This is a genomic window from Methylomicrobium lacus (assembly GCF_041897535.1).
Classification (GTDB): domain Bacteria; phylum Pseudomonadota; class Gammaproteobacteria; order Methylococcales; family Methylomonadaceae; genus Methylomicrobium; species Methylomicrobium lacus_A.
Genome location: NZ_CP169217.1, coordinates 3,883,170 through 3,906,596 on the forward strand (window position 1 = coordinate 3,883,170; position 23,427 = coordinate 3,906,596).

Sequence of the window (23,427 nt, forward strand, 5' to 3'; positions counted from 1 at the left end):
GCGTCAATGCCGGCGGTATATTGCCTCGTCGGGCGCTTGCCGAATGGTGTGATGGCGTTTGGCGTAAATATTTGTTGGACAATGGCCAAATGTCGCTGTAAAGTCGGACCCAAGCACAAAAGGAATCGTTCCTGCGCACGGCGCGGCGACGGTTAACTCAGTTATATGAATAGTTTGAACCTCTCGTTATGAAAGAAGATTTTGATGTGGTGATCGTCGGCGGCGGCATGGTCGGCGCGGCGGTCGGTTGCGGTCTGGGTGGCAGTTCGCTGAAAGTGGCGGTGATCGAAAGCGCTCCGCCCGAACCCTTTGCACCGGAGCAGCCGCATGACCTGCGCGTTTCCGCGCTCAGCATCGCCTCGAAAAACATCCTGGCGGCGGTCGGCGCCTGGGCGGGCATCGAAAACCGCCGGCTTTGTCCGTTTCGGCGCATGCGGGTCTGGGAAACGGCCGGCGATACCGAATTTTGCAGCGACGACATCGGCGAGCGCGAATTGGGGTTCATCGTCGAAAACCGGGTCACGCAGCTGGCGCTGTTGGAGCGCCTGCAGGCATTCGACAATGTCGAGGTGATCTACCGGGTCAATGTGAGTGGGATCCATTACCAATCGGGCAAGGCGGCCGAGCTCGAACTGGCGGACGGCCGGCGCCTGTCGGCGCGCGTCTTGGTCGCGGCCGACGGCGGTCAGTCCAGGGTCAGGCAGGCGGTCGGTCTCGGCGTGACCGGCTGGGATTACAGGCAGCATGCCCTGGTAATCTATGTCGAAACCGCCTACGGCCAGCAGGACATTACCTGGCAACGCTTCGTGCCGAGCGGGCCGCAGGCGTTTTTGCCGCTGACCGGCCATTACGGTTCGATCGTCTGGTATAACTCTCCGGATCAGGTCAGCCGCTTGAAAGCATTGTCCGACGACGACTTATTGGATGAACTGCAACGGGCGTTCCCCGACTGCCTCGGCAAGATCAACAAGGTACTGGGTCGGGCGAGTTTTCCGCTGAAGCGCCAGCATGCGCAGGATTATGTGAAGTTTGGCGTCGCGCTGGTCGGCGATGCCGCGCATATGATCAATCCGCTGGCCGGGCAGGGCGTCAATATCGGTTTTCTCGATGCGGCGGCGCTCGCCGAAGTGCTGCTCGATGCGGATCGGAAAGGCGAGGATATCGCGGCTCTTGCCGTTTTGAAACGCTATGAAAAAATGCGCAGGAGCGAGAATCTCAAGATGATGACGGTGATGGATGCGTTTTACCGTGTGTTCAGTAACGATCTGCTGCCGGTCAAGTTTTTGCGCAATCTCGGCTTGGGGTTGGCAGAGCGGATCTTGCCCGCCAAAAACCTGGTGATGCGCAGCGCGATGGGCATCGCGGGCGAGTTGCCGAAGCTTGCGCGCGGCAAACCGCTGGTGTAATTGCCCCGCCTTGGTATGAAAATGCTGTTCGCGCGCCGCTGCATTGCTTCGTAGGGTGTTGCACGATGCCGGGGTGCATCGCCGGCCTTTGCGCTTCATTCTTTCGACGTCTGATCGCCTGCGCGGCGAAAGCCGGATAAGGTGATGCTGGTTCAATCCTTCCTTTTTTTTCGCCATTCAGCCTCCATTTATATTCTGCTACTATAATCCTGCACAAAAGCTTTCAATCTACCTGCCAACTTAATGAATTATTTTGGTTATTTTTTCTGCCGCAAGGTAGGGCAGGTTATTTGCCAACTCAAGACCGAGGAAAAACATGAGAAATTCGCTTTTAATCACCGCAATCGGCGCTGTGTTGCTGACTGCATGCGCCACTGACCCCTATACCGGTCAATCCTCGCTCAGCAACACCGCGAAAGGCGCCGGTTTGGGCGCGGCCGCCGGCGCGGCGATCGGCGCCGCCTTCGGCGGCAATGACTGGAAGAACGTCGGTTACGGGGCTTTGGCCGGTGGCGCTGTCGGTGCGGCGGCTGGCGCTTACAAGGATCATAAGGATAATCAACAGAAGAATTATTACAATCCCTATCGATAATTTCTTCCATGCGGGGGCAATAGGTCAACTGTCGATGACCCAACGTCGGCAACTCCATGATTAAAACCCAGAGGCTTGATCCGAATTTGCGATCTTGAATGTCGATCTGGCTCGAAGTATTGTTTAAGGATGGGGCGGTTAATTTCTGGTTCCTGCGAACAGGGTCACAGCTAGGCCGTGGGCGGTTGTTCAGTGTCCGTTTAGATTCTGTTACTATACCCGTGCAAAATTTTTGAAAATTTCGGCAAGACGAGGCGGTTATTGCTTTTCTAGCTGGGTTTTCGGCTCCATTAAATGGTCGTTTTATTTCAACTCAAGACCGAGGAAAACATGAGAAATACGCTTTTAATCACCGCAATCAGTTCTGTGCTGCTGACTGCATGCGTCACCGACCCTTATACCGGCCAATCCTCTCTCAGCAAGGCTGCGATGGGCGGCGGCATAGGTGCGGCGTCCGGTGCGGCGATCGGCACCGCCTTCGGCGGCAACGATTTGAAAAACGCCGGTTGGGGCGCTTTGGCCGGCGGTGTGGTCGGAGCGGCGGTGGGCGCTTATATGGATCATCAGCAGAAGGAAATGGAGCAATCCTTGCAGGGCACCGGCATCGAGGTGCAAAGAACGGCCGAGAATACCTTGAACCTGAATATGCCGGAAAGCGTAACCTTCGCTTACGATTCGGCAACCTTGACGCCACATGCGCAGTCGGCTTTGAATACCGTTGCCGGTATTTTGAATCAATATCCTGACTCGACCATTACCGTGACCGGTCATACCGACAGTGACGGCTCGGATACCTATAACCAGCGTTTGTCCGAAAAGCGCGCCGCCAGTGTGTCTAATTACTTGAGTCAGCACAGCGTCAGCTTCTCGCGTTTGAAGCAGCAAGGCATGGGTGAAAGCATGCCGAAATACCCGAATACGACGCCGGAGAACAAGGCGCAAAACCGCCGCGTCGAATTGGCCATCGTCGCAAACAACAATGCCGGCGCGCAGCAAGGTAATCCGCAACAACAGGGCTATCCGCAGCAACAAGGTTACCCGCAACAGCAGGGCTATCCGCAGCAACAAGGCTACCCGCAACAGCAGGGCTATCCGCAGCAACAAGGCTACCCGCAACAGCAGGGCTATCCACAACAACAAGGCTACCCGCAACAACAAGGCTACCCGCAACAGCAGGGTTATCCTCAGCAACAAGGTTATCCGCAACAGCCATACGGTTATCCGCGTTGATCTAGCTCGGCAGCCGGAGTGCCCAGGGTTCTCCGGCCGCCAACCCCAGCCCTGCCGCGATTCGCTTGCGGCGGGGCTTTTTTTGGGCGGATTCGTCCGCATCAGGATTCATCAGGGCGCCGATGCGGGTCCGCGGGATTTATTGGCAGTTCGATTAGCGCTTCAGGTATAATTGCCGATGGTTGACGGCATTTTTCAGTCTGCCGGCATTTTCATTTACAGACCTAGACCATCATTTTACAAGGCGCCATGGATTTAAAATTTCTCGATTTCGAACAACCCATTGCTGAACTGGAAGCCAAAATCAGAGAGCTCCGTAATGTGGAATTCGATAATGACATCAATATTTCCGATGCCATCCAGCAACTGGAAGAGAAAAGCCGCGCGCTGACCGAATCGATTTTCGCGAATCTGTCTGATTGGCAGATTTCGCAGCTGTCCCGCCATCCGGGACGGCCTTATACGCTCGATTACATCAAGCTGATGTTCACCGATTTTCACGAACTGCACGGCGACCGCGCTTATGCGGATGATCCGGCGATCGTCTGCGGTCTGGCGCGTTTCGATGACCAGCCGGTGGTGGTGATCGGCCATCAAAAAGGCCGCGACACCAAGGAAAAGATTTACCGCAATTTCGGCATGCCGCGTCCGGAGGGTTACCGGAAGGCGCTTCGCGTGATGAAGATGGCCGAGCGTTTCAAATTGCCGGTGATCTGTCTGATCGATACCCCCGGTGCTTATCCCGGTATCGGTGCGGAAGAGCGCGGGCAAAGCGAAGCGATCGCGAAAAATCTGTTCGAAATGGCCAAACTCAGAACGCCGATCATCTGTACGGTGACCGGCGAGGGCGGTTCCGGCGGCGCCTTGGCGATCGGCGTCGGCGACCGGCTGATCATGCTCGAATACAGCACCTATTCGGTCATTTCGCCGGAAGGCTGCGCCTCGATCTTGTGGAAAAGCGCCGACAAATCGCAGCTCGCGGCCGAGGCGATGGGAATCACCTCCGACCGCATCCGCGAGCAGGGCTTGCTCGATGAGGTGGTTCGCGAACCGGTCGGCGGCTGCCATCGGGATTTCGAGAGCGGGGCGGCCAATTTGAAGGAAGTCTTGCAGCGCCATCTGGAAGAACTGAAACAGTTCTCTCTCGACGAGTTGCTCGAAAAACGCTATCAGCGGCTGATGAATTTCGGCGCTTTCATCGAAGAGCCGGTTAAATAAGCGGCATCGTTTACGCCCGGCTCTTGTCCGGGCGATTTTCTCGGAATTTTTTCCTATGCTGACGCCTCGGTTGATCGAGTCCGCGCTCGAATCGTGCGAGGCGTCCCCCCGGCAAATCTTTCTTGCCTATAGCGGCGGCGTCGATTCGCATGTGCTGCTGCATCTGTGCGCCCAGGATCCAACAATGCGCGACCGGCTGACCGCGGTGCATGTGCATCACGGCCTGCAGATCCAAGCCGATGCCTGGGCCGAACATGCCGAAGCTACCGCGCGCGATCTCGGCGTCAACTTTCTGCTGTTTCGCGTCGATGCGCATCCCAAATCCGGCGAAAGCCCGGAAGAGGCGGCCAGGAACGCGCGTTACGCGGCGTTGAAGTCGGTGCTCGCGCCCGGCGATGCTCTGCTGGTCGCGCAACATCAGGATGACCAACTGGAAACGGTCCTGCTGCAATTGTTGCGCGGCGGCGGCCTGCTCGGGTTGGCCGGCATGCCGGCCAGCCTGCCGTTCGGTCGTGGCGCTCTGCTCAGGCCGTTTCTGCCTGTTCGGAAACAGCTGATCGATGACTACGCGGCGGCGCATCGCTTGCATTGGGTCGAAGATCCCAGCAATAACGACAGCGTTTACGACCGTAATTTTTTGCGCCGGCAGGTCCTGCCGTTGTTGAAACAGCGCTGGCCGTCCTGCGCTCAGACCGTGGCGCGTGCGGCCGGCCATTGTGCGGAAGCCCATGCGCTGCTGGTGGACATGGCCGCCGAGTCGTTCGGCGAGGTTTGCCAGGAAAGCGATAATACCCTGAGTATCGAGCGGCTGAACGCGTTCGATCTGCCGCGTCGGCAGCTGATCATTCGCCATTGGTTTCGGCGGATGGGTTTGAAAATGCCTTCGCAGGCATTTCTGAACCGGCTGTTCGAGCAGGTGATCGGCGCGGGAATGCATGGCGATCCGGTGCTTTACGGGCAGGGCTGTCAGATCCGCCGCTACCGGGACCGGCTGTATTGCCTCAAAGACGATCATGACGAGGCGAGGCAGGATATTGCTTGGCCGAAGGATTGGGAAGCAATCACTATTGGCAAGCGCCTGACGCTCTCCTGTGTTCGGTCGATGGCGGGAATTCCCGAGGCGGTTTGGCGACAAGCCGTGGTGACAGTCAGGTTTCGCCGCGGCGGCGAGAAGATCCCGTTGCCGGGACGCCAAGGACGCCACAGCCTGAAAAAATTGTACCAGGAAACCGGCATCCCGCCGTGGCAAAGAGAGGCGATGCCGCTGATTTACCTTGACGGCAAACTGGCCGCGGTCGCCGATCTCTGGATCAGTGCCGAATTTTATCGGGAGGATCAGTGTGATTGCATCCGTTTCGCCTTGCGCCGGGATTGATCTTTTCGGTCGCGAAATCGCTAAAGACGATGGCACCCATTTGGTGGTAAAATAGCCAACCTTCTGATACCAGTCATCTGTTCCAATCCGAAGCAAACATCTTACATGACCAAATATATCTTTATCACCGGCGGGGTCGTCTCCTCCCTCGGCAAAGGCATTGCGGCGTCTTCGCTCGCGGCCATCCTGGAGGCACGCGGCCTGAAAGTGACCCTGACCAAGCTGGACCCGTACATTAACGTCGATCCGGGCACGATGAGCCCTTTCCAGCACGGTGAAGTGTTTGTGACCGAGGATGGCGCCGAAACCGATCTGGATCTGGGTCATTACGAGCGCTTCCTGAAGACCACGATGACCAAGAAGAACAACTTCACCACCGGTCAGGTCTACGACAGTGTGCTGCGCCGCGAGCGCAAGGGCGAATATCTCGGCGCGACCGTGCAGGTGATTCCGCACATCACCGATGAGATCAAGAACCGCGTCTATCAAAGCGCGGAGGGCATGGACGTCGCGCTGATTGAAGTCGGCGGCACGGTCGGCGATATCGAGTCGTTGCCGTTTCTTGAAGCGATACGGCAGATGCGCGTCGATCTCGGCGCGGACCGCTCGCTGTTCATTCATTTGACCTTGGTGCCTTACATCCGTTCGGCCGGCGAAATCAAGACCAAGCCGACCCAGCATTCGGTCAAGGAACTGCGCACGATCGGCATCCAGCCGGACATTCTGATCTGCCGTTCGGAACAGGCGATTCCGGTCGCCGAGCGCCGCAAGATCGCGCTGTTCACCAATGTCGAGGAAAAGGCGGTCATTTCGGCGGTCGACGCGGATACGATTTACCGGATTCCGCTGCTCTTGCACGCGCAGGGGCTCGACGACATCGTCGTGAACAAATTGCGGCTGAATGCGCCGCCCGCCGACTTGAGCGAATGGAAAAACGTGGTCGACGCGCTGACGACTTCGACCAATGAAGTCAATATCGCGATCGTCGGCAAATATGTCGATCATACCGATGCGTATAAATCGCTGAACGAAGCCTTGATTCATGCCGGCATAAGGACCCGCAACAAGGTCAAGATTCATTATATCGATTCCGAAATGATCGAGGACGAAGGCGTCGGCGCGCTGAAGAATGTCGATGCGATCCTGGTGCCCGGCGGTTTCGGCGAGCGCGGCGTCGAGGGCAAGATCGCGACGGTCAAATATGCGCGCGAAAACAAGATTCCCTATCTCGGCATCTGCCTCGGCATGCAGGTCGCGGTGATCGAATTCGCCCGCGATGTGGCGAAGCTCGAAGGCGCGCACAGCACCGAGTTCCTGCCGAAGTCGCCGCATCCGGTGATCGGCCTGATCACCGAATGGATGGACGAGGCCGGCCGGATCGAAACGCGCGATCAAAATTCCGACCTGGGCGGCACGATGCGCCTCGGCGGACAGCAATGCCGCCTGCAGGCCGATTCACTGGCGTTCAGGCTGTATCAGAAAGACGTGATCACCGAACGCCACCGGCATCGTTACGAGTTCAACAACCAGTATTTCGACAAACTCGAAAAGGCGGGCCTGAAGTTTTCCGGCAAATCGATCGACGGTCGCCTGGTCGAAGTGATCGAAATCGCCGATCATCCGTGGTTCCTGGCCTGCCAGTTCCATCCCGAATTTACCTCGACGCCGCGCAAGGGGCATCCGTTGTTTTCGGGTTTCGTGGTCGCGGCGGTGGAGCATAAGAAGGCAGTTGCATAGGATGGGTAGAGCGCAGCGAAACCCATCAATCGACTTATGCGCGGCCCGATGGGTTTCGTTCCTCTACCCATCCTACGCTACCCCGGAAACCTTATTGGCAAAATTATTGCCGCTTGAATACTAAACGAGAACATTGATGCAATTATGTGGTTTTGAAGTCGGCCTCGACAAGCCGTTGTTTTTGATCGCCGGTCCCTGCGTGATCGAAAGCGAGCAACTGGCGCTGGATACGGCCGGCTACCTGAAGGAAGTGACGCAGGAACTGAACATTCCGTTCATCTACAAGTCGTCGTTCGACAAGGCCAACCGTTCGTCGCATGAAAGCTTCCGCGGTCTCGGCGTCGAGCGCGGGCTCGAAATTCTGGCGAAAGTCAAAAAAGAGATCGGCGTGCCGGTGTTGACCGACGTGCACGAGGACACCCCGCTTGAAGAAGTTGCAAAGGTCGTCGACGTGATGCAGACCCCGGCGTTCCTGTGCCGGCAGACCAATTTCATCCAGAGCGTCGCGGCCTGCGGCATTCCGGTCAACATCAAGAAAGGCCAGTTTCTGGCGCCTTGGGACATGGCAAATGTCGCGAACAAGGCGAAGGCGGCCGGCAACGACCAGATCATGGTCTGCGAGCGCGGTGTGTCGTTCGGCTATAACAACCTGGTCTCCGACATGCGCTCGCTCGCGGTGATGCGCGACACGGGGTGCCCTGTCGTGTTCGATGCGACCCATTCGGTGCAGTTGCCGGGCGGGCAGGGCAGTTGCTCGGGCGGCCAGCGCGAATTCGTGCCGGTATTGGCGCGGGCGGCTGTGGCTGTCGGCATCTCCGGCCTGTTCATGGAAACGCATCCGAATCCGGCCGAGGCGAAGAGCGACGGCCCGAATTCGTGGCCGATGCACCGGATCAAAGAATTACTCGAAGTTTTATTAACCATCGATCAGGCGGTGAAAAGCCAAAGCCTGATAGAAACCACAATCTAAGGAAACATTAATGGCTGCAATAGTAGATATTCGTGCAAGAGAAGTCCTGGATTCGCGCGGCAACCCGACCGTCGAAGCCGATGTAGTACTGGCGTCCGGCGTGGTCGGCAGCGCGATGGTGCCGTCCGGCGCTTCGACCGGCGAGCGCGAAGCGATCGAGCTGCGCGACGGCGACAAATCCCGCTACCTCGGCAAAGGCGTCTTGAACGCGGTCAACAACGTCAAGACCGAAATCCGCTCTGCGATCATCGGTTTCGACGCGGCAGATCAGGAAGGCATCGACAACAAGATGATCGAACTGGACGGCACCGAATCGAAATCGCGTCTGGGCGCGAACGCGTTGCTGGCGGTCTCGATGGCGGCGGCGCGCGCGGCGGCGCAGGAAAGCAAGCAGCCGTTGTACCGCTACCTGAACAAAACCGGCGAATTCGTGATGCCGGTGCCGATGATGAACATCATCAACGGCGGTTCGCACGCGGACAACAGCGTCGACCTGCAGGAATTCATGATTTTGCCGGTCGGAGCTCCCTCCTTCCGCGAAGCGATCCGCTACGGCGCGGAAGTCTTCCACAATCTGGCCAAGGTGCTGAAATCGAAAGGCCTCGCGACCACCGTCGGCGACGAAGGCGGTTTCGCGCCTAACCTGTCTTCGAACGAAGAAGCGATCAGCGTGATCCTCCAAGCGATCGAACAGGCCGGCTTCAAACCGGGCGTCGACATCTATCTGGGCCTCGACGCGGCCGCGTCCGAATACTATGCTGACGGCGTCTACGATCTGGCGTCCGAAAACAAGCAATACAGCTCGGCGCAAATGGCAGACTTCTTCGTCGACTGGGTCAACAAATATCCGATCATCAGCATCGAAGACGGCTTCGACGAAAACGACTGGGACGGCTGGAAACTGATCACCGAAAAACTCGGCGGCCGCATCCAGCTGGTCGGCGACGATTTGTTCGTGACCAACCCGAAAATCCTTAAAAAAGGCATCGAGCAAAACATCGCGAACTCGATCCTGATCAAGGTGAACCAAATCGGCACCCTGACCGAAACCTTGGCCGCGATCGACATGGCGAAAAAAGCCGGCTACTCGGCGGTCGTTTCGCACCGTTCCGGCGAGACCGAAGACACCACGATCGCGGATCTGGTCGTCGCGACCGGCACCGGACAAATCAAGACCGGATCGCTGAGCCGTTCCGACCGTGTCGCCAAGTACAACCGCCTGATGAAGATCGAGGAAGAGTTGGGCGGCGTGGCACGTTACGCAGGCCGCAGCGCATTCAAATCGCTGTAAAACTTTGAATCAAGGCGCGGGGGTAGGGCATTGATGCCTTGTGCCGCGCCTTGAGACGGAATGCCATGAAATTTCTCGTTGCGGTCATCATCCTGCTGATCATTCATTTCCAGTACCGCCTGTGGCTCGGCGACGGCAGTCTGAAGGAGACGCGCGCCTATCAACAGCGCCTGGCGGAATTGAAGAAACTGGGTGAGGAAAAACGGCAGCGCAACGAGAAGCTTTATGCGGAAGTCAAGGACCTGCATAAAGGGCAGGAAGCGATCGAAGAACGCGCGCGCGATGAGTTGGGCATGATTCGCGAAGACGAAACTTTTTTTCAGGTGATCGAAAAAAAACCCTAATGAATCTATCGGGTGGATGAGTTTTAGCGCATCGCCCTGTTGATCCGATACGGCGGCCAGTCTGGGCCGCGATTTACCTCTTGATGACTCAAGCAATCAAATTCTGGGCCGTGGTGCCCGCAGCCGGCGTCGGCAAGCGCATGCAGTCCGACCGCCCCAAACAATATCTCGAATTGGCCGGCAAAACGGTCATCGAGCAAACCCTGACCCGCCTCTTGGACGCCGAGGTGTTTTCCGCGATCGCGGTGGCGATTTCGGTTGAAGACCCTTACTGGCCCGAACTCGAATTATCGCGGCATCCGCAAGTCCTGACCGCGCCCGGCGGCAAGGAAAGGGCCGATTCGGTGCTGTCCGCGTTGAAGTCGCTACAGGATCGCGCCAATCACGACGACTGGGTGCTGGTGCATGATGCGGCGCGGCCCTGCATCACCTCCGAGGACATTCATAAGCTGATCGCTACGCTGGCCGATGACGAAGTCGGCGGCATCCTGGCGCTGTCCTCGCACGATACGCTGAAAGACGTGCAGGACAATGCGATCGTCGGCACGCTCGACCGCCGCCATATCTGGCGCGCGTTGACGCCGCAGATGTTCCGCTACGGCATGTTGAAGGTCGCGCTGACCGAGGCCGAAGGCAATCCGATGATCACCGATGAAGCCAGCGCGCTCGAACTGAAGGGCCTCAAGCCAAAAATCGTCGAAGGCCGGCCCGACAATCTCAAAATCACCCGGCCCGAAGATCTGGCGCTGGCAACATTTTATCTGGAGCAACAAGCGGCTCGGTAAGGAATCATCGACGCTGAATCCTCGAGTGTTCACCCATGCGACATAGCGGGTCAGAAATCCACAGTACAGCCGAAAAGCTCAAACTCGTTATCGATATTCCCATGCGTGCCTCGGGCGCTTTTATCCAGAAAACTTTCGACAATCCTTTGCAAACGATAGGTAATAAATAGATGAGAATTGGGCAGGGTTATGACGTGCACCGTTTCAACGAGGGCGATCATATCATTCTCGGCGGTGTCACGATTCCTTACGAGAAAGGCCTCGAAGCGCATTCGGATGGCGACGTGGTGCTGCATGCGCTAGCCGATGCGCTGCTCGGCGCGGCCGCGCTGGGCGACATCGGCAAGCATTTTCCGGATACCGATCCTGAGTTCAAAGGCGCGGACAGCCGCGTATTGCTGCGCCATGTCTATGGCATCGTGCGGGATAAGGGTTACCGGTTGGTCAATGCCGACATCACGATCATCGCGCAGGCGCCGAAAATGGCGCCGCATATTGCCGCGATGTGCGGGAACATTGCCGAAGATTTAGAGACCGAAATCGACTCTATCAATGTGAAGGCGACCACGACCGAGAAGCTCGGCTTCGAAGGCCGCAAGGAAGGGATTGCGGTGCAGGCGGTGGTGTTGCTCGAATAATCAGGAATAGGGAGCAAGGCCCGAAGGCTGCCGCCCCGGGCCTTGTCCCCGCCCCCAAAGCTTACTTCATCATTTCGCGTTTGAAAATGGCATCCAGCTTTTTGTTGACGCTGGGCGGCTCGGCTGGCGGCGGCACCGGGGCGGGTTGCGGTTCGACGCGTTGCGCCACGGCCATCGGTGCAGGGGCTTTGCGGGTGCAGTCCTTGTCATATTCATAATCGCCTACCGGCCGTTCAAACGTATATTTGAACGGCTTGCAGACGATCGTATTGCCCAGTTTTTCAAATGCATCGTGGGGCGCAGGGATGGCGGCCAGCGCGGTGATGGGGCTTAAGCCCACAAACAGGCCGGCGCCGACCAGCGTGCCGACGATGCCGGCAGGCCGCAGAAATATATCCATCATCACATCATAGCCATCGCTTTCGACCGCTTGCGGGGTTTGTGCGAAACTTGGCGTCGCCAGCGAAACAGAAAAGAGCAAAACCAATGAGCTAACTTTCTTCATTTGACTCTCCAAGCGGTTATAATCAATCGTATCAAAGGTAAGGCTATCCTATCCGGAAAAATATATCCTGTGCTTTCTTAAGTGTAGCATAATGTTTTGGGTTGGGGCATTTATTCGTTAGTCGCAAAAAATAGGTCTTCTTGGCAATCGGTGTTAGAGGGTTTCAGTTAAGACTGTCTTATTATGTGCGCTTACAAGTGCCTAGTTCAATCTAACTCGTATTATTAGCTATTGTAAAAATCCTGAGCGATTACGGCCGCGTATTTTCGCGCATTTTTTTCGTTCTAATGTCGTTTTATCAAGACAAACAGGTGGTGTAGGCGTTGCCTCCGCGTGCTTGCCGGCAGCGTCTGAGTCAAGCTGACATACCTGACTTAATCCACTAGATAGGTCTATTTCCTTAGTCTAGCTCAAATGCTTTGCAAGCGACTTAAATTTCGGATCTGTTGCCGGCCTGGTTTGCCGCCAAAGCCCGTTGGTTCAAGCCTTATTGCATCGGAAGCGTCTTCTCTGTATGCTGCACCGATGCAAATACATCTGATCTCGATAGGAAACCGCATGCCCGCTTGGGTGCAGCAGGGCTACGACGAATACGCGAAGCGGCTACCGCGGGAATGCGAATTGATTTTGAAGGAAATTCAGCCGGGCAACCGCGGCAAGAACTGCGATGTGGCCCGTATCGTGAAGGACGAAGGCGACAGGATGCTGGCCGCGATGCCGGCGAATTGCCATCCGGTCACGCTCGATCTGGCCGGCAAGCCCTGGTCCACGCCGGAGCTTTCGCTGTCTTTAAAACGCTGGCTAGAAAGCGGGCGGAATATTGCCTTAATGATAGGCGGGCCGGAAGGCCTGGCCGATGCGGTCAAAAACACGGCGCGCGAATCCTGGTGTTTGTCGAATCTGACCTTTCCGCATCCCTTGGTGCGGATCGTCGTGGCCGAGCAGCTTTACCGTGCCTGGAGCATTCTGAACAATCACCCCTACCATCGCGGATGAAAAAGGCGCAGATCATCCTTGCCTCGGCCTCGCCGCGCCGGCGGGAGCTCTTGGATCAAATCGGCATTGCTTACGAGGTCTGGCCGGTCGACATCGACGAAACGCCGAATAGGAACGAGGCGCCGGCGGACTATGCGCGCCGGATCGCGGCCGAAAAGTCTGCGGCTTGTCATCGGCTGGCGCTACATCAAGACTTGCCGGTGCTGGCGGCGGATACCGCCGTCGTCTTAAACGGCCGCATCATGGGTAAGCCGAAGGACAAGGAGGATGCGCTGGCGATGCTGCGCCAATTGTCCGGGCAAACCCATCAGGTTCTGAGCGCGGTCTCGCTTCGGGGGCGCCTGCACGGCGAGGCGCTGAGCGTGACCGAGGTGACGTTCCGATCGATCAGCGAGCGGGAAATGTTGACCTATTGGGCCACCTCCGAACCCGCCGACAAAGCCGGCAGTTATGCCATCCAGGGACTCGGCAGTGTGTTCGTGCAGTCGATAGCGGGCAGTTTTTCCGGCGTGGTCGGGCTGCCGTTGTTCGAAACGGCCGAACTTCTCTTACAACAAGGCATCCAAGTGTTACATGAGTGAAGAAATCTTAATCAACGTGACGCCACCCGAGACGCGCGTCGCGGTCATCGAAAACGGTATCTTGCAGGAACTGATCATCGAACGCACCCGCCAGCGGGGGTTGGTCGGCAATATCTACAAAGGCGAGGTGTGCCGGGTGCTGCCGGGGATGCAGGCCGCATTCGTCGATATCGGGTTGCCCAGGGCGGCGTTTTTACATCTTTCCGATTTGTCCAGCAAGGAGCTCGAAAAAAAAGGCTCCGAAAATATCGAGCATTATCTATACGAAGGCCAGCACATCGTCGTGCAGGTGGTCAAAGACCCAATCGGCAGCAAGGGCGCAAGGCTGACCACCGAAATCTCGATTCCGTCGCGCTATCAGGTCTATATGCCTTACGCGAACAATTCCGGCGTCTCGCACCGGATCGAGTGCGAGGAGGAGAGGGTGCGCCTGAAAGCCTGCCTGGATGCGTTCCGCCAGGAGCACAATTGCGGCGGCTTCATTGCCCGGACCGCGGCCGAATGCGTCGAGGAAGCGGTGCTGATCGCCGATATGACCTTTTTGCTGAAGCTCTGGGGCGCGATTTCGGCGAAGATCGCCGGCGCCAAGGCCAAGCAGTTCATCCATAAGGATTTGCCGCTCAGCGTCAGGACGCTGCGCGATTTATATAAGGAAGGCATCGATCGGGTGCGCGTCGATTCGACCGAAACCTATCACCGCCTGCTTGAATTCGCGGAGGTATTCGTGCCCGAGATCGTGCCGGTGATCGAGCACTATACCGGCGAATGCCCGGTGTTCGAAATCTACAATGTCGAAAGCGAGATTCAAAAAGCATTGGACCGCAAGGTCAAGCTGAAGTCCGGCGGCCATCTGGTGTTCGATCAGACCGAGGCGATGACGACCGTCGACGTGAATACCGGCGGCTATGTCTCAGGCCGTAACCTCGAAGAAACGATCTTCAAGACCAATCTCGAAGCGGCGCAGGCGATATCGCGCCAGCTCAGGCTGCGCAACCTCGGCGGCATCATCATCATCGATTTCATCGACATGCAGAGCGACGAGCACAAGCGCCAGGTGTTGCAGGCGCTCGAACGTCATCTGGAGAGGGATCACGCGAAGACCAAGATCACCGAGGTCTCGGTGCTCGGTCTGGTCGAAATGACGCGCAAGCGGACGCGGGAAAGCCTCGAACACATCCTCTGCGAGCCATGCAAGGCCTGCGGCGGCCGCGGCGTGCTGAAAACGCCGGAAACGGTCTGCCTCGAAATCTTCCGTGAAATCATCCGCGAGGTTAGACAATACAAGGTCAAGCAATTGCTCGTGTTGGCATCGAATGAAGTGGTCGAAATGCTGCTCGACGAAGAGGCCGACATGCTGGCCGAACTCGAAGCGTTTCTCGGTGTGCAGATCAAGTTCCGCGCCGAGGCCGAATATAATCAGGAACAGTATGATGTGGTGCTTTTATAAGGCGAAAGGTAGAAGACGATAGACAAAAAAACTGCGGCTCTTTCAACGCTTATACTTTGACCTTGCGCTTTTTGCTTTTCACCCGCTTTTCATGATCCACCATATTACCCGAGCCACCCGGCACCTGATTTTCTGGAGCCTGATCATCATCGCGCTGAGTATGACCAGCGTGCGTCTGGTTTTGTCCAGCGTCGAGGGTTATAAGGCCAGGTTGGCGGCTAGAGTCAGCGTGATGGTCGGCGCGCCGGTAAAGATCGGCAAGCTCGGCGCGCGTATGCGCGGCTTCAGCCCCGAAATTGTGCTGAATGATATCGACATCGCTTCGGTCACCGCGAGAAGGCAAAACGCGATCGAACTGAAAGAAATCCGTCTCGGCATTCACCTGTTGCAGGCGGCGCTCAAACGTGAGCTTTTGGCATCGTCCTGGGTTACGCTGGTCGGCGCGAAACTGACCATCAAACGCAATGTCGACGGCAAATTGAGCATTGCCGGCTTGAAGGCGAGCGAAGGCAATCCGTTGTGGTTGCTCGATACCGGCAAATATGAGGTGATCGACAGCGACATTACCTGGCAGGATGAACAACGGCAGGGACGGCCGTTGACTTTCGCGTCGGCGGATATGGCGCTGATCAACGAGAACGGTCATCGTCGCATCAACGTGCTGATGCAGTTGCCGGAAAAATTCGGCAAGACGCTGCGGATGTCGATGGATGTGACCGGCGATCTGTTCGATTTCAAGTCGCTTCAGGGGCGCGCTTATCTCGAAGGCAAAAGCCTGAACCTGCCCGAATGGGTCACGCTCGATTTGCCGCTGGCGATTACCTTGGCTTCCGGGCGCGGCGACCTGAAGGTCTGGAGCGATTGGCAGCCGGCGCAAGCGCTTGCGGTGGCGGGGCTGGTCGAAATCCAGGATTTGAGAGTGAAGCGGCCCGGCGCGGAAACCTTCGCGGCCGAGCAATTGCACAGCCGGTTTCGTTTGGCGTTGAGCGGGCAGCGCTGGCGTCTGGATATCAAGGAACTGCAGTTGGCGACGTCTGGCGGCGGTGGGCTCAAAACCTGGCCGGATGCAATATTCAGCGTCGGAGGCGCGGGCGATGCGGAGAAAGCGAACCGGCAGATCGCACTCTACGCCGAACGCCTGGATTTGCAGGAAGCCGCATGGCTGGGGCGATTTCTGCTGCCGGCTGAAGACGCTGTCGCCAGGTTTTTACGGGATGCCGGGCTGAAAGGCGAGCTGCGGGATTTTGCCTTGTTCGCGGATACCGAGCAACAATCGTTGGCGGTCAACGGCGGTTTCAGCCATGCCGGCATCGAACCGGTCAACGCCTTCCCCGGATTCCATAACCTGTCGGGCCGCATTCACGGCAATCGCCAGCAGGGAGTGCTCGAACTGGCCGGCACCGATGCGCTATTCAACGCGCCGAACCTGTTCCGCGAAACCTTGCCGCTCGATCGTATCGAGGGCGGGATGCAATGGCGGCAAACGGCCGAGGGCTGGGCTTTCGACAGCCCGCAGCTGGCACTGGAGTCGCGAGGGTTAAAGATGCAAAACCGGCTGCATCTTGCCGTCCCGAACGCAGGCGGCAGTCCGTTCATCGATTTACAGAGCCAGTTTTCCTGCGCCGACGTGAAGATGGTGAGCCGCTATTTGCCAGCCAAAATCATGGGGCCTGACGTGGTGGACTGGCTTGATCATGCGTTTGTGCAAGGCAAAGTGCCTAGGGGCGGATTCCTGCTGCACGGCAATCCGGCCGATTTTCCGTTTAGGGGCGCTGCTGGCGTCTTCGAAGTCGCGTTCGATGTCGAAAACCTGGAGCTTGCCTATCAGCCGGGTTGGCCGAATCTGACCGGTATGGCGGCGGAAGTCGTTTTTTACCAGGACGACTTGCAGGCGACAGTACGGCAAGGTTTCTCGCATGGAGTGGCGGTGAAGCAGGCATCTCTCAATATTTCGAAGCTGAGTGCCGCCGACAAGCTGTCGGTTAACGGCAAACTGGAAAGCGACATCAGCCAGGCGCTCGAATTCGTGCAAAATTCCCCGCTGGCCGCGCGCGCGGATGCCTTTTTGCGGGCGGCCGCGCCGCAAGGCAAGACCAAGATCGATCTGGATCTGCAAATTCCGTTGCGGCAGGGAGGGCAATATAAAACCGATGTGAACGCCCGCTTCGAAAATGCGGAGTTGCGCCTGAGATCTCCGGATTTACCGGTGCGGCATGTGACCGGCAGCATCAAGTTCGACGATAAGGGCATCTATGGCGAGAATCTCGCCGCGGAGGTATTGAATCACCCGGTCAAGGCCAGTCTCGAAACGGCCGTCGAGCAGACCGAAGTCCGTGTCGAGGGACGCGTCGACATCGGCGCCCTGCGCGCTCAATTCGCTTGGCCGTGGCTCGATTTCGCGGAAGGCGAGACGGCGTATCTGCTGGCCTTGCGCCTGCCGCATCAGGAAGGCAAGCCGACCCTGTCGATTCAGTCCGATTTGGATGGCGTAGGGCTCGATTTGCCCGATATGTTGGCGAAACCGGCAAAACAACAGAAGCCGTTGTCCCTGACGTTTGATTTGGCCGACAAGACGGCGTTGCCGGTCGAACTGGGTTACGGCAACGATTTCAGCGCGGCGCTCCTTATCGATTTGAACAAGCAACAGATCGCGTCCGGGCATGTTCTCCTGGGCGTCGGCAGGGCGGAGCTGCGCCGCGAGCCCGGCTTGAAGCTCGAAATCAAGCGTGAAAAGCTGCAATTGCAGGACTGGATCAAGCTGGCCGGCGCCCAGGCGTCGGCTCAGGGTGCGAAGGCAGACATCCGCCAGCTCAAGGTGCATGGCGATCAGGGCTTGTGGGGAGAGGCCGACTTGGGACGCTTCGATCTGGATTTGCAGCGCGCAGGGACGTTTTGGGAAGGCAGCATCGACAGTTCGATCCTGACGGGACGGGTCAAACTGCCGGCCGATTTGAACGGGCCCGACAGGATAGACTTGAAGCTGGACCGGCTCGATGTGTCCGCATTGGCGAACCTCAAAATCGAAACAAGCGGCAAGGAAGGCGAGTCCGATTATTTCCCTCTGCTCTCGGTCAGCAGCAAGAAGACCTTATGGAAAGCGTCCGACCTCGGCCGCTTTGCGATGAATACCGAGCGTGTTCCGGGCGGTTTGGTTTTCGACCGCTTCGAATTGCAGGGCAAGGATCAGAAACTGACACTGACCGGCGACTGGAAAGCCGCAGGCAAGCAAGCGCAAACTCAGGTCAAGGGGCGTCTGGAGTTGATCAAGGGCGGCGAGTTGTTCGATCGCCTCTACATCAGCAAAGATTTGACCGAAACCAGCGGCGTGGTCGATTTCGACCTGAATTGGCAGGCCCCGCCTTACGGGTTTGCGCTGGCCGATTTGCAGGGTTCCGCGGCTGTCGATTTGAAGAGCGGGCGCATCCTGAGCATCGAGCCCGGCTTCGGGCGGGTGCTCGGCATTTTGGCGATGGCGCAGTGGTTCAAGCGCCTGCAGCTGGATTTCAGCGATGTGTATCAGGAAGGACTGACCTTCAACAGCATCAAGGGACATTTCAACTTTGGGGGGGGCAAAGCGGCGACCGAGGATCTGGTCGTCGACGCGGTGCCGGCTAAAATTTCAATCAGCGGCGAAACCGACTATGTGAAGCGGACGGTCGATCACATCATCAACGTGGCGCCAAAAAGTGCCGAGGCGGTGCCCATTGCTGGTACAATTATGGGCAAGTTTGCGGCGTTGATCGATAAAACGATCACTGGAACCGAGCATGAAGGCTTTTTTTTCGGCTCGCAATATCTGGTCAAAGGCGGCTGGGACAATGCGGAGATCATTACCTTGCATGAAAAGGAAGGCTTGTTTCAGAAAACCTGGAGCGGCATCACCGACTTTCCCTCGCTGCTGAAAAATAACTAATAACGATAATTTTAAGAGGAATGCATGAGTAAGTGTGCGGCCATACAGATGGCGTCCAGTCCCAATGTCGGCGCCAACCTGCTGGAAGCCGAAAAGTTGATCGCGGAAGCGGCAAAAGCCGGCGCGAAACTGGTCGCGCTGCCGGAAAATTTTGCGCTGATGGGCGAGCATGAGCTGGATAAGATCCGGATCAGGGAAGTCGACGGCCACGGCCCGATACAAAACTTTTTAGCCGAAACCGCCCAGAAATACGGCGTCTGGATCGTCGGCGGCACGATGCCGATCGCCGGTGATGCGGAGAATAAAGTCAGAGCCGCCTGTCTGATCTATAACGATCGTGGCGAACGGGTCGCGCGCTACGACAAGATGCATCTTTTCGACGTCAGCGTGCCCGGCACTGACGAAGTCTACCGCGAATCCGATTCGATCGAGGCCGGCGCTCATCCCTTGGTTTTCGATACGCCGTTCGGCCGGATGGGCGTTGCGGTGTGTTACGACCTGCGTTTTCCGGAGTTTTTCCGCGAGATGGCGCGGATGGGCATGGAAATCCTGGTGATTCCTTCGGCGTTTACCGCCGAGACCGGCGCCGCGCACTGGGAACTTTTGCTGCGCGCCCGCGCGGTCGAAAACCTCTGCTACATCATTGCGCCGAATCAGGGCGGTTTTCATTTGAACGGGCGCAAGACCTTCGGGCACAGCATGATCGTCGATCCGTGGGGCATGGTGCTCGATTGTTATAAAACCGGCGGCGGTTTTGTCGCGGCCGAGATCGATCTGGAACGCCTCGAGAAAGTCCGCACCGCGTTTCCGGTGCTGCAACACCGTCGATTCATTTAGTCAGGTAAGGGCATGCGCTTGCGTTCAGTCTATCTTTTTGCGTATTTGTGGTTGGCGGCCTGCGCCTCCGACGATGCGCGCTATCGGGATACTTCGGCGCTCGAGAAGCCGCCGACCTTGGTGATCGAGAAACCTGAAGCGGCGGAGGAAGAACCGGACAAGGCCGAAGCGGACAAACCGGCAGAGGAGGGCGCTGCCGCAGCCGGCGATGAAGATCAGGAAGACGCGGAGCCGAAGCCTAAAAAAGGGCTGGGCGATGCGGTCTCGATCAGCGGTGCGCCGCCCGTGCTGACGATCAAACAATCTTTCGATGTGGCCTGGAATTCGCTGAAACAGGCGCTGATCCAAAGCGGTATCGAAGTGACCGACCTCGAACACGACAAAGGCAAATTTTATGTCGTCTATGATGCGGACAGCTACGCTTCCGAGCACGGCTCGTTGCTCGAAAAATCGGTCGGCTTGTTCAGTGGCGATTATGCCAAGCAAGGCTTCCTGTTGACACTGACGGCGGAAGGCTCGGCAACGAAGGTGACCGCCGTGCCGGCCAAGGATGCGGAGTATCGGAAGAGAACCGATCGTGACGACGAAGTGACCGTTGCCGACAGCGATGAGGCGGATAAAGACCAACCGACCGACGGCGCCGATAAATTGCTCAACGCGCTGTATTTGACGCTGAAGGAAGATTTGCGTGAGAACTGATGAGCATCCGGCATTGACCGTGCCTACCTTTAATCCAACTGAACCGTTTCGATGGAATTGATTACCCTGGCCAAACAGGCCATCCTTAGACCTTCCGGGATCACCGAAAGCGAGATCGATACGATCATGGGACGCCTCTTGTCCTCACGGGCGGATGCGGCCGATATTTATTTTCAATCGACCCGCGCCGAATCCTGGGTCATGGAAGGCGGCATCATCAAGGAAGGCAGCCATAATATCGCGCAAGGGGCCGGCGTGCGCGCGGTGTCCGGCGACAAGACCGGCTTCGCCTACAGCGACCGCATCGAATTGCCTGTCCTGCTGGAGGCGGCCAACAACGTGAAGGCGATCGTGCGCCAGGGGCAAAATGCCCGCACCGGCTTGACCTTGCCGGCCAACTGGCCGTCTTATTACCCGCCGATCGACCCGATCAAATCGCTCGAAGACCAAGAGAAGATCGACCTGTTACGGAAGGTCGAAAGCGAAACGCGGAGGCTCGACCCCCGGATCGAGGAGGTGATCGTCAGCCTGATCGGCGTCCATGACCACATCCTGGTCGCCGGGCAGGACGGCGCGCTGGCCGCGGATGTGCGGCCTCTGGTGCGGATGAACGTGACGGTGATCGTCGTGCAGAACGGCCGCCGCGAGCAGGGCAGCATGGGCGGCGGCGCGCGCAGCGACTACCGTTATTTCATCGAACAGGACAGGGCGCTCGGTTACGGCCGCGAAGCGGTGCGCCAGGCCTTGGTGAATCTCGACGCGGTCGAGGCGCCGGCCGGCAACATGACCGTCGTGCTGGGGCCGGGATGGCCGGGCATTCTGCTGCACGAAGCGATCGGCCACGGCCTGGAAGGCGATTTCAACCGCAAGGGCACCTCCGCGTTCAGCGGCCGGGTCGGCGAACGGGTCGCTTCCGCGTTGTGCACGGTCGTCGACGACGGCGCCTTGCCTGGCCGCCGCGGCTCCTTGAGCATCGACGATGAAGGCACGCCGACCGAGCAAACGATTTTGATCGAAAAAGGCATCCTGAAAGGCTACATGCAGGACAAGCTGAATGCGCGCCTGATGGGAGTCAAGCCGACCGGCAACGGCCGCCGCGAATCGTACGCGCATGCGCCGATGCCCAGGATGACCAATACTTACATGCTGCCCGGCCCGCACGATCCCGAGGAAATCATCAAGAGCGTCGAAAAAGGCCTCTATGCGAAAAACTTCGGCGGCGGCCAGGTCGACATTACTTCCGGCAAGTTCGTGTTTTCGGCCAGCGAAGCCTATCTGATCGAAAACGGCAGGATCACCCGCCCGGTCAAAGGCGCCACCTTGATCGGCAACGGCCCGGATGTATTGACGCGGGTATCGATGGTCGGCAACGACCTGGAGCTAGACTCCGGCGTCGGCACCTGCGGCAAGGAAGGCCAGAGCGTGCCGGTCGGCGTCGGCCAGCCGACCTTGAAGATCGACGGTTTGACCGTCGGCGGTACGAGCGTTTAGACGATTTTAGAAGAGTCTCCTATTTTGCAAAACCAAACTCAACTCAACGAATTGAAAGCGATCGTCCAATCCTTGCTGGATGAGGCGATCAGGCAGGGCGCCAGCGCCGCGGAAGCGGGCCTCAGCCAGGAAAACGGCTTGTCGGTGACGGCCCGGATGGGCGATGTCGAAACGATCGAACATCACCGCGATCAGGGCCTCGGAGTCACGGTCTATTTCGGCCAGCGCAAGGGCTCGGCGAGCACCACGCATCTGTCGCCGGAGGCGATCAAGGACACCGTCGCGGCGGCGTGCAGCATCGCCCGCTACACGAATGCGGACGACTATGCGGGCTTGCCCGAACAGGATCTGTTGGCGACCGAGTTTCCCGATCTGCAGTTGAATCATCCCTGGGCCATCGACGCGGAAGCCGCGATCGCGCTTGCGATCGAATGCGAGGACGCCGCGCGCGGCTACGATCCCGAGATCAGCAATTCGGAAGGCGCCAGCGTGAATACGCATCAGGGCATCCATGTGCTGGGCAATACCCTCGGCTTCCTGCACGGGGCGATGTCGACCCGGCATTCCTTGAGCTGCTCGGTGCTGGCCGAACGCGGCGGCAACATGCAGCGCGATTACTGGTACAGCGTCGCGCGCAATCCTCTGGATCTGGAATCCGGCATTCATGTCGGCCAAAAAGCCGCCCAGCGCACGCTGAGACGGCTCGGCGCGCGCTCGTTGAGCACCCGGCAGTGCCCGGTATTGTACTCGGCGGAGATCGCTTCCGGCCTGCTCGGCTCGTTCATCGGCGCGATCAGCGGCGGCGTGCTGTACCGGAAATCCTCCTTCCTCTTGGATGCGCTCGATACGCAAGTCTTTCCGGAATTCATTCATATCCATGAGCAGCCGCACCTGATCGGCGCGCTCGGCAGCGCGGCCTACGACAGCGAAGGCGTCGCGACCCGTCCGCATGACATCGTCAGCGCGGGCATCGTCCGCAGTTATGTCTTGAGCACCTACTCGGCCCGTAAGCTCGGCATGAGAAGCACCGGCAACGCCGGCGGCGTGCACAATCTGATCCTCGATCCGGGCGCGCTGGATTTTCAGGGTATGCTTAAGTTATTGGATACCGGCCTGTTGGTGACCGAATTGATGGGGCAGGGCGTAAACATGGTCACCGGCGATTATTCGCGCGGCGCGGCCGGCTTCTGGGTCGAAAACGGCAAGATTCAATACCCGGTCGAGGAAATCACGATCGCCGGCAACCTGAAGGACATGTTCAGGCATATCATCGCGGTCGGCAACGATGTCGATCTGCGCGGCAACGTCCGCACCGGTTCGATACTGATCGAACGGATGGCGATCGCCGGAGAATAAACCTTGTCAAAAGGCG

General features: G+C 58.0%; 20 protein-coding genes. 19 read left to right on the top strand and 1 reads right to left on the bottom strand.

Going from position 1 to position 23,427, the window contains the following annotated elements; genetic code table 11:
* The first annotated feature begins 188 nt into the window (after positions 1–188).
* From ACEPPP_RS17405 to ispF, 11 genes are all read left to right on the top strand, one after another.
* Positions 189–1,406, top strand: a complete 1,218-nt coding sequence (locus ACEPPP_RS17405; protein ID WP_374088630.1) for a UbiH/UbiF/VisC/COQ6 family ubiquinone biosynthesis hydroxylase — start codon at positions 189–191, stop codon at positions 1,404–1,406.
* Positions 1,407–1,722: 316 nt separating this feature from the next.
* Positions 1,723–1,998, top strand: a complete 276-nt coding sequence (locus ACEPPP_RS17410; protein ID WP_374088631.1) for a YMGG-like glycine zipper-containing protein — start codon at positions 1,723–1,725, stop codon at positions 1,996–1,998.
* A gap of 330 nt (positions 1,999–2,328) precedes the next feature.
* Positions 2,329–3,228, top strand: coding sequence for an OmpA family protein (locus ACEPPP_RS17415; protein ID WP_374088632.1), 900 nt, complete (start codon positions 2,329–2,331; stop codon positions 3,226–3,228).
* A 249-nt stretch (positions 3,229–3,477) separates the two neighbouring features.
* Positions 3,478–4,446 (top strand): acetyl-CoA carboxylase carboxyl transferase subunit alpha, encoded by a 969-nt coding sequence (accA, locus tag ACEPPP_RS17420; protein ID WP_374088633.1) that lies wholly within the window; start codon positions 3,478–3,480, stop codon positions 4,444–4,446.
* A gap of 55 nt (positions 4,447–4,501) precedes the next feature.
* A complete protein-coding gene (gene tilS, locus ACEPPP_RS17425) occupies positions 4,502–5,821 on the top strand; it encodes a tRNA lysidine(34) synthetase TilS (RefSeq protein ID WP_374088634.1) in 1,320 nt (439 codons plus the stop codon).
* A gap of 105 nt (positions 5,822–5,926) precedes the next feature.
* Positions 5,927–7,558 carry a CTP synthase gene (locus ACEPPP_RS17430; RefSeq protein WP_374088635.1) on the top strand — a complete coding sequence of 544 codons (1,632 nt, stop codon included), beginning with the start codon at positions 5,927–5,929 and terminating at the stop codon, positions 7,556–7,558.
* A gap of 136 nt (positions 7,559–7,694) precedes the next feature.
* Positions 7,695–8,528, top strand: coding sequence for a 3-deoxy-8-phosphooctulonate synthase (gene kdsA, locus ACEPPP_RS17435; RefSeq protein ID WP_374088636.1), 834 nt, complete (start codon positions 7,695–7,697; stop codon positions 8,526–8,528).
* Positions 8,529–8,538: 10 nt separating this feature from the next.
* The gene (eno, locus tag ACEPPP_RS17440; RefSeq protein WP_374088637.1) at positions 8,539–9,819 is read left to right on the top strand and encodes a phosphopyruvate hydratase; all 1,281 of its coding nucleotides are present in this window, start codon (positions 8,539–8,541) and stop codon (positions 9,817–9,819) included.
* Positions 9,820–9,884: 65 nt separating this feature from the next.
* Positions 9,885–10,163, top strand: coding sequence for a cell division protein FtsB (ftsB, locus tag ACEPPP_RS17445; protein WP_024297967.1), 279 nt, complete (start codon positions 9,885–9,887; stop codon positions 10,161–10,163).
* Between the two features lie 83 nt (positions 10,164–10,246).
* Positions 10,247–10,948, top strand: coding sequence for a 2-C-methyl-D-erythritol 4-phosphate cytidylyltransferase (ispD, locus tag ACEPPP_RS17450; protein WP_374090940.1), 702 nt, complete (start codon positions 10,247–10,249; stop codon positions 10,946–10,948).
* Between the two features lie 170 nt (positions 10,949–11,118).
* The gene (ispF, locus tag ACEPPP_RS17455; protein ID WP_374088638.1) at positions 11,119–11,586 is read left to right on the top strand and encodes a 2-C-methyl-D-erythritol 2,4-cyclodiphosphate synthase; all 468 of its coding nucleotides are present in this window, start codon (positions 11,119–11,121) and stop codon (positions 11,584–11,586) included.
* A 61-nt stretch (positions 11,587–11,647) separates the two neighbouring features.
* Here the strand turns inward: ispF and ACEPPP_RS17460 are convergent, their stop codons facing one another.
* Positions 11,648–12,091 (bottom strand): hypothetical protein, encoded by a 444-nt coding sequence (locus ACEPPP_RS17460; protein WP_374088639.1) that lies wholly within the window; start codon positions 12,089–12,091, stop codon positions 11,648–11,650.
* Between the two features lie 525 nt (positions 12,092–12,616).
* On the opposite strand from ACEPPP_RS17460, the gene rlmH reads away from it, so the two are divergent.
* The 8 genes from rlmH to pmbA all read left to right on the top strand — a co-directional run bounded on the left by rlmH (position 12,617) and on the right by pmbA (position 23,411).
* Positions 12,617–13,087, top strand: coding sequence for a 23S rRNA (pseudouridine(1915)-N(3))-methyltransferase RlmH (gene rlmH, locus ACEPPP_RS17465; RefSeq protein WP_374088640.1), 471 nt, complete (start codon positions 12,617–12,619; stop codon positions 13,085–13,087).
* Positions 13,084–13,668, top strand: coding sequence for a nucleoside triphosphate pyrophosphatase (locus tag ACEPPP_RS17470; RefSeq protein WP_374088641.1), 585 nt, complete (start codon positions 13,084–13,086; stop codon positions 13,666–13,668). The genes rlmH and ACEPPP_RS17470 overlap by 4 nt, the downstream gene beginning before the upstream one ends.
* Positions 13,661–15,115, top strand: a complete 1,455-nt coding sequence (rng, locus tag ACEPPP_RS17475) for a ribonuclease G (protein ID WP_374088642.1) — start codon at positions 13,661–13,663, stop codon at positions 15,113–15,115. Before ACEPPP_RS17470 ends, rng begins: the two co-directional genes overlap by 8 nt.
* Before the next feature lie 91 nt (positions 15,116–15,206).
* Complete coding sequence (locus ACEPPP_RS17480; RefSeq protein WP_374088643.1) at positions 15,207–19,028, top strand: YhdP family protein; 3,822 nt, start codon at positions 15,207–15,209, stop codon at positions 19,026–19,028.
* Positions 19,029–19,052: 24 nt separating this feature from the next.
* Positions 19,053–19,865 (top strand): carbon-nitrogen hydrolase family protein, encoded by an 813-nt coding sequence (locus tag ACEPPP_RS17485; protein ID WP_374088644.1) that lies wholly within the window; start codon positions 19,053–19,055, stop codon positions 19,863–19,865.
* 12 nt (positions 19,866–19,877) lie between these two features.
* Complete coding sequence (bamC, locus tag ACEPPP_RS17490) at positions 19,878–20,564, top strand: outer membrane protein assembly factor BamC (protein ID WP_374088645.1); 687 nt, start codon at positions 19,878–19,880, stop codon at positions 20,562–20,564.
* Between the two features lie 51 nt (positions 20,565–20,615).
* A complete protein-coding gene (tldD, locus tag ACEPPP_RS17495; RefSeq protein WP_374088646.1) occupies positions 20,616–22,055 on the top strand; it encodes a metalloprotease TldD in 1,440 nt (479 codons plus the stop codon).
* Positions 22,056–22,079: 24 nt separating this feature from the next.
* The gene (pmbA, locus tag ACEPPP_RS17500) at positions 22,080–23,411 is read left to right on the top strand and encodes a metalloprotease PmbA (protein WP_374088647.1); all 1,332 of its coding nucleotides are present in this window, start codon (positions 22,080–22,082) and stop codon (positions 23,409–23,411) included.
* Positions 23,412–23,427: the final 16 nt, after the last annotated feature.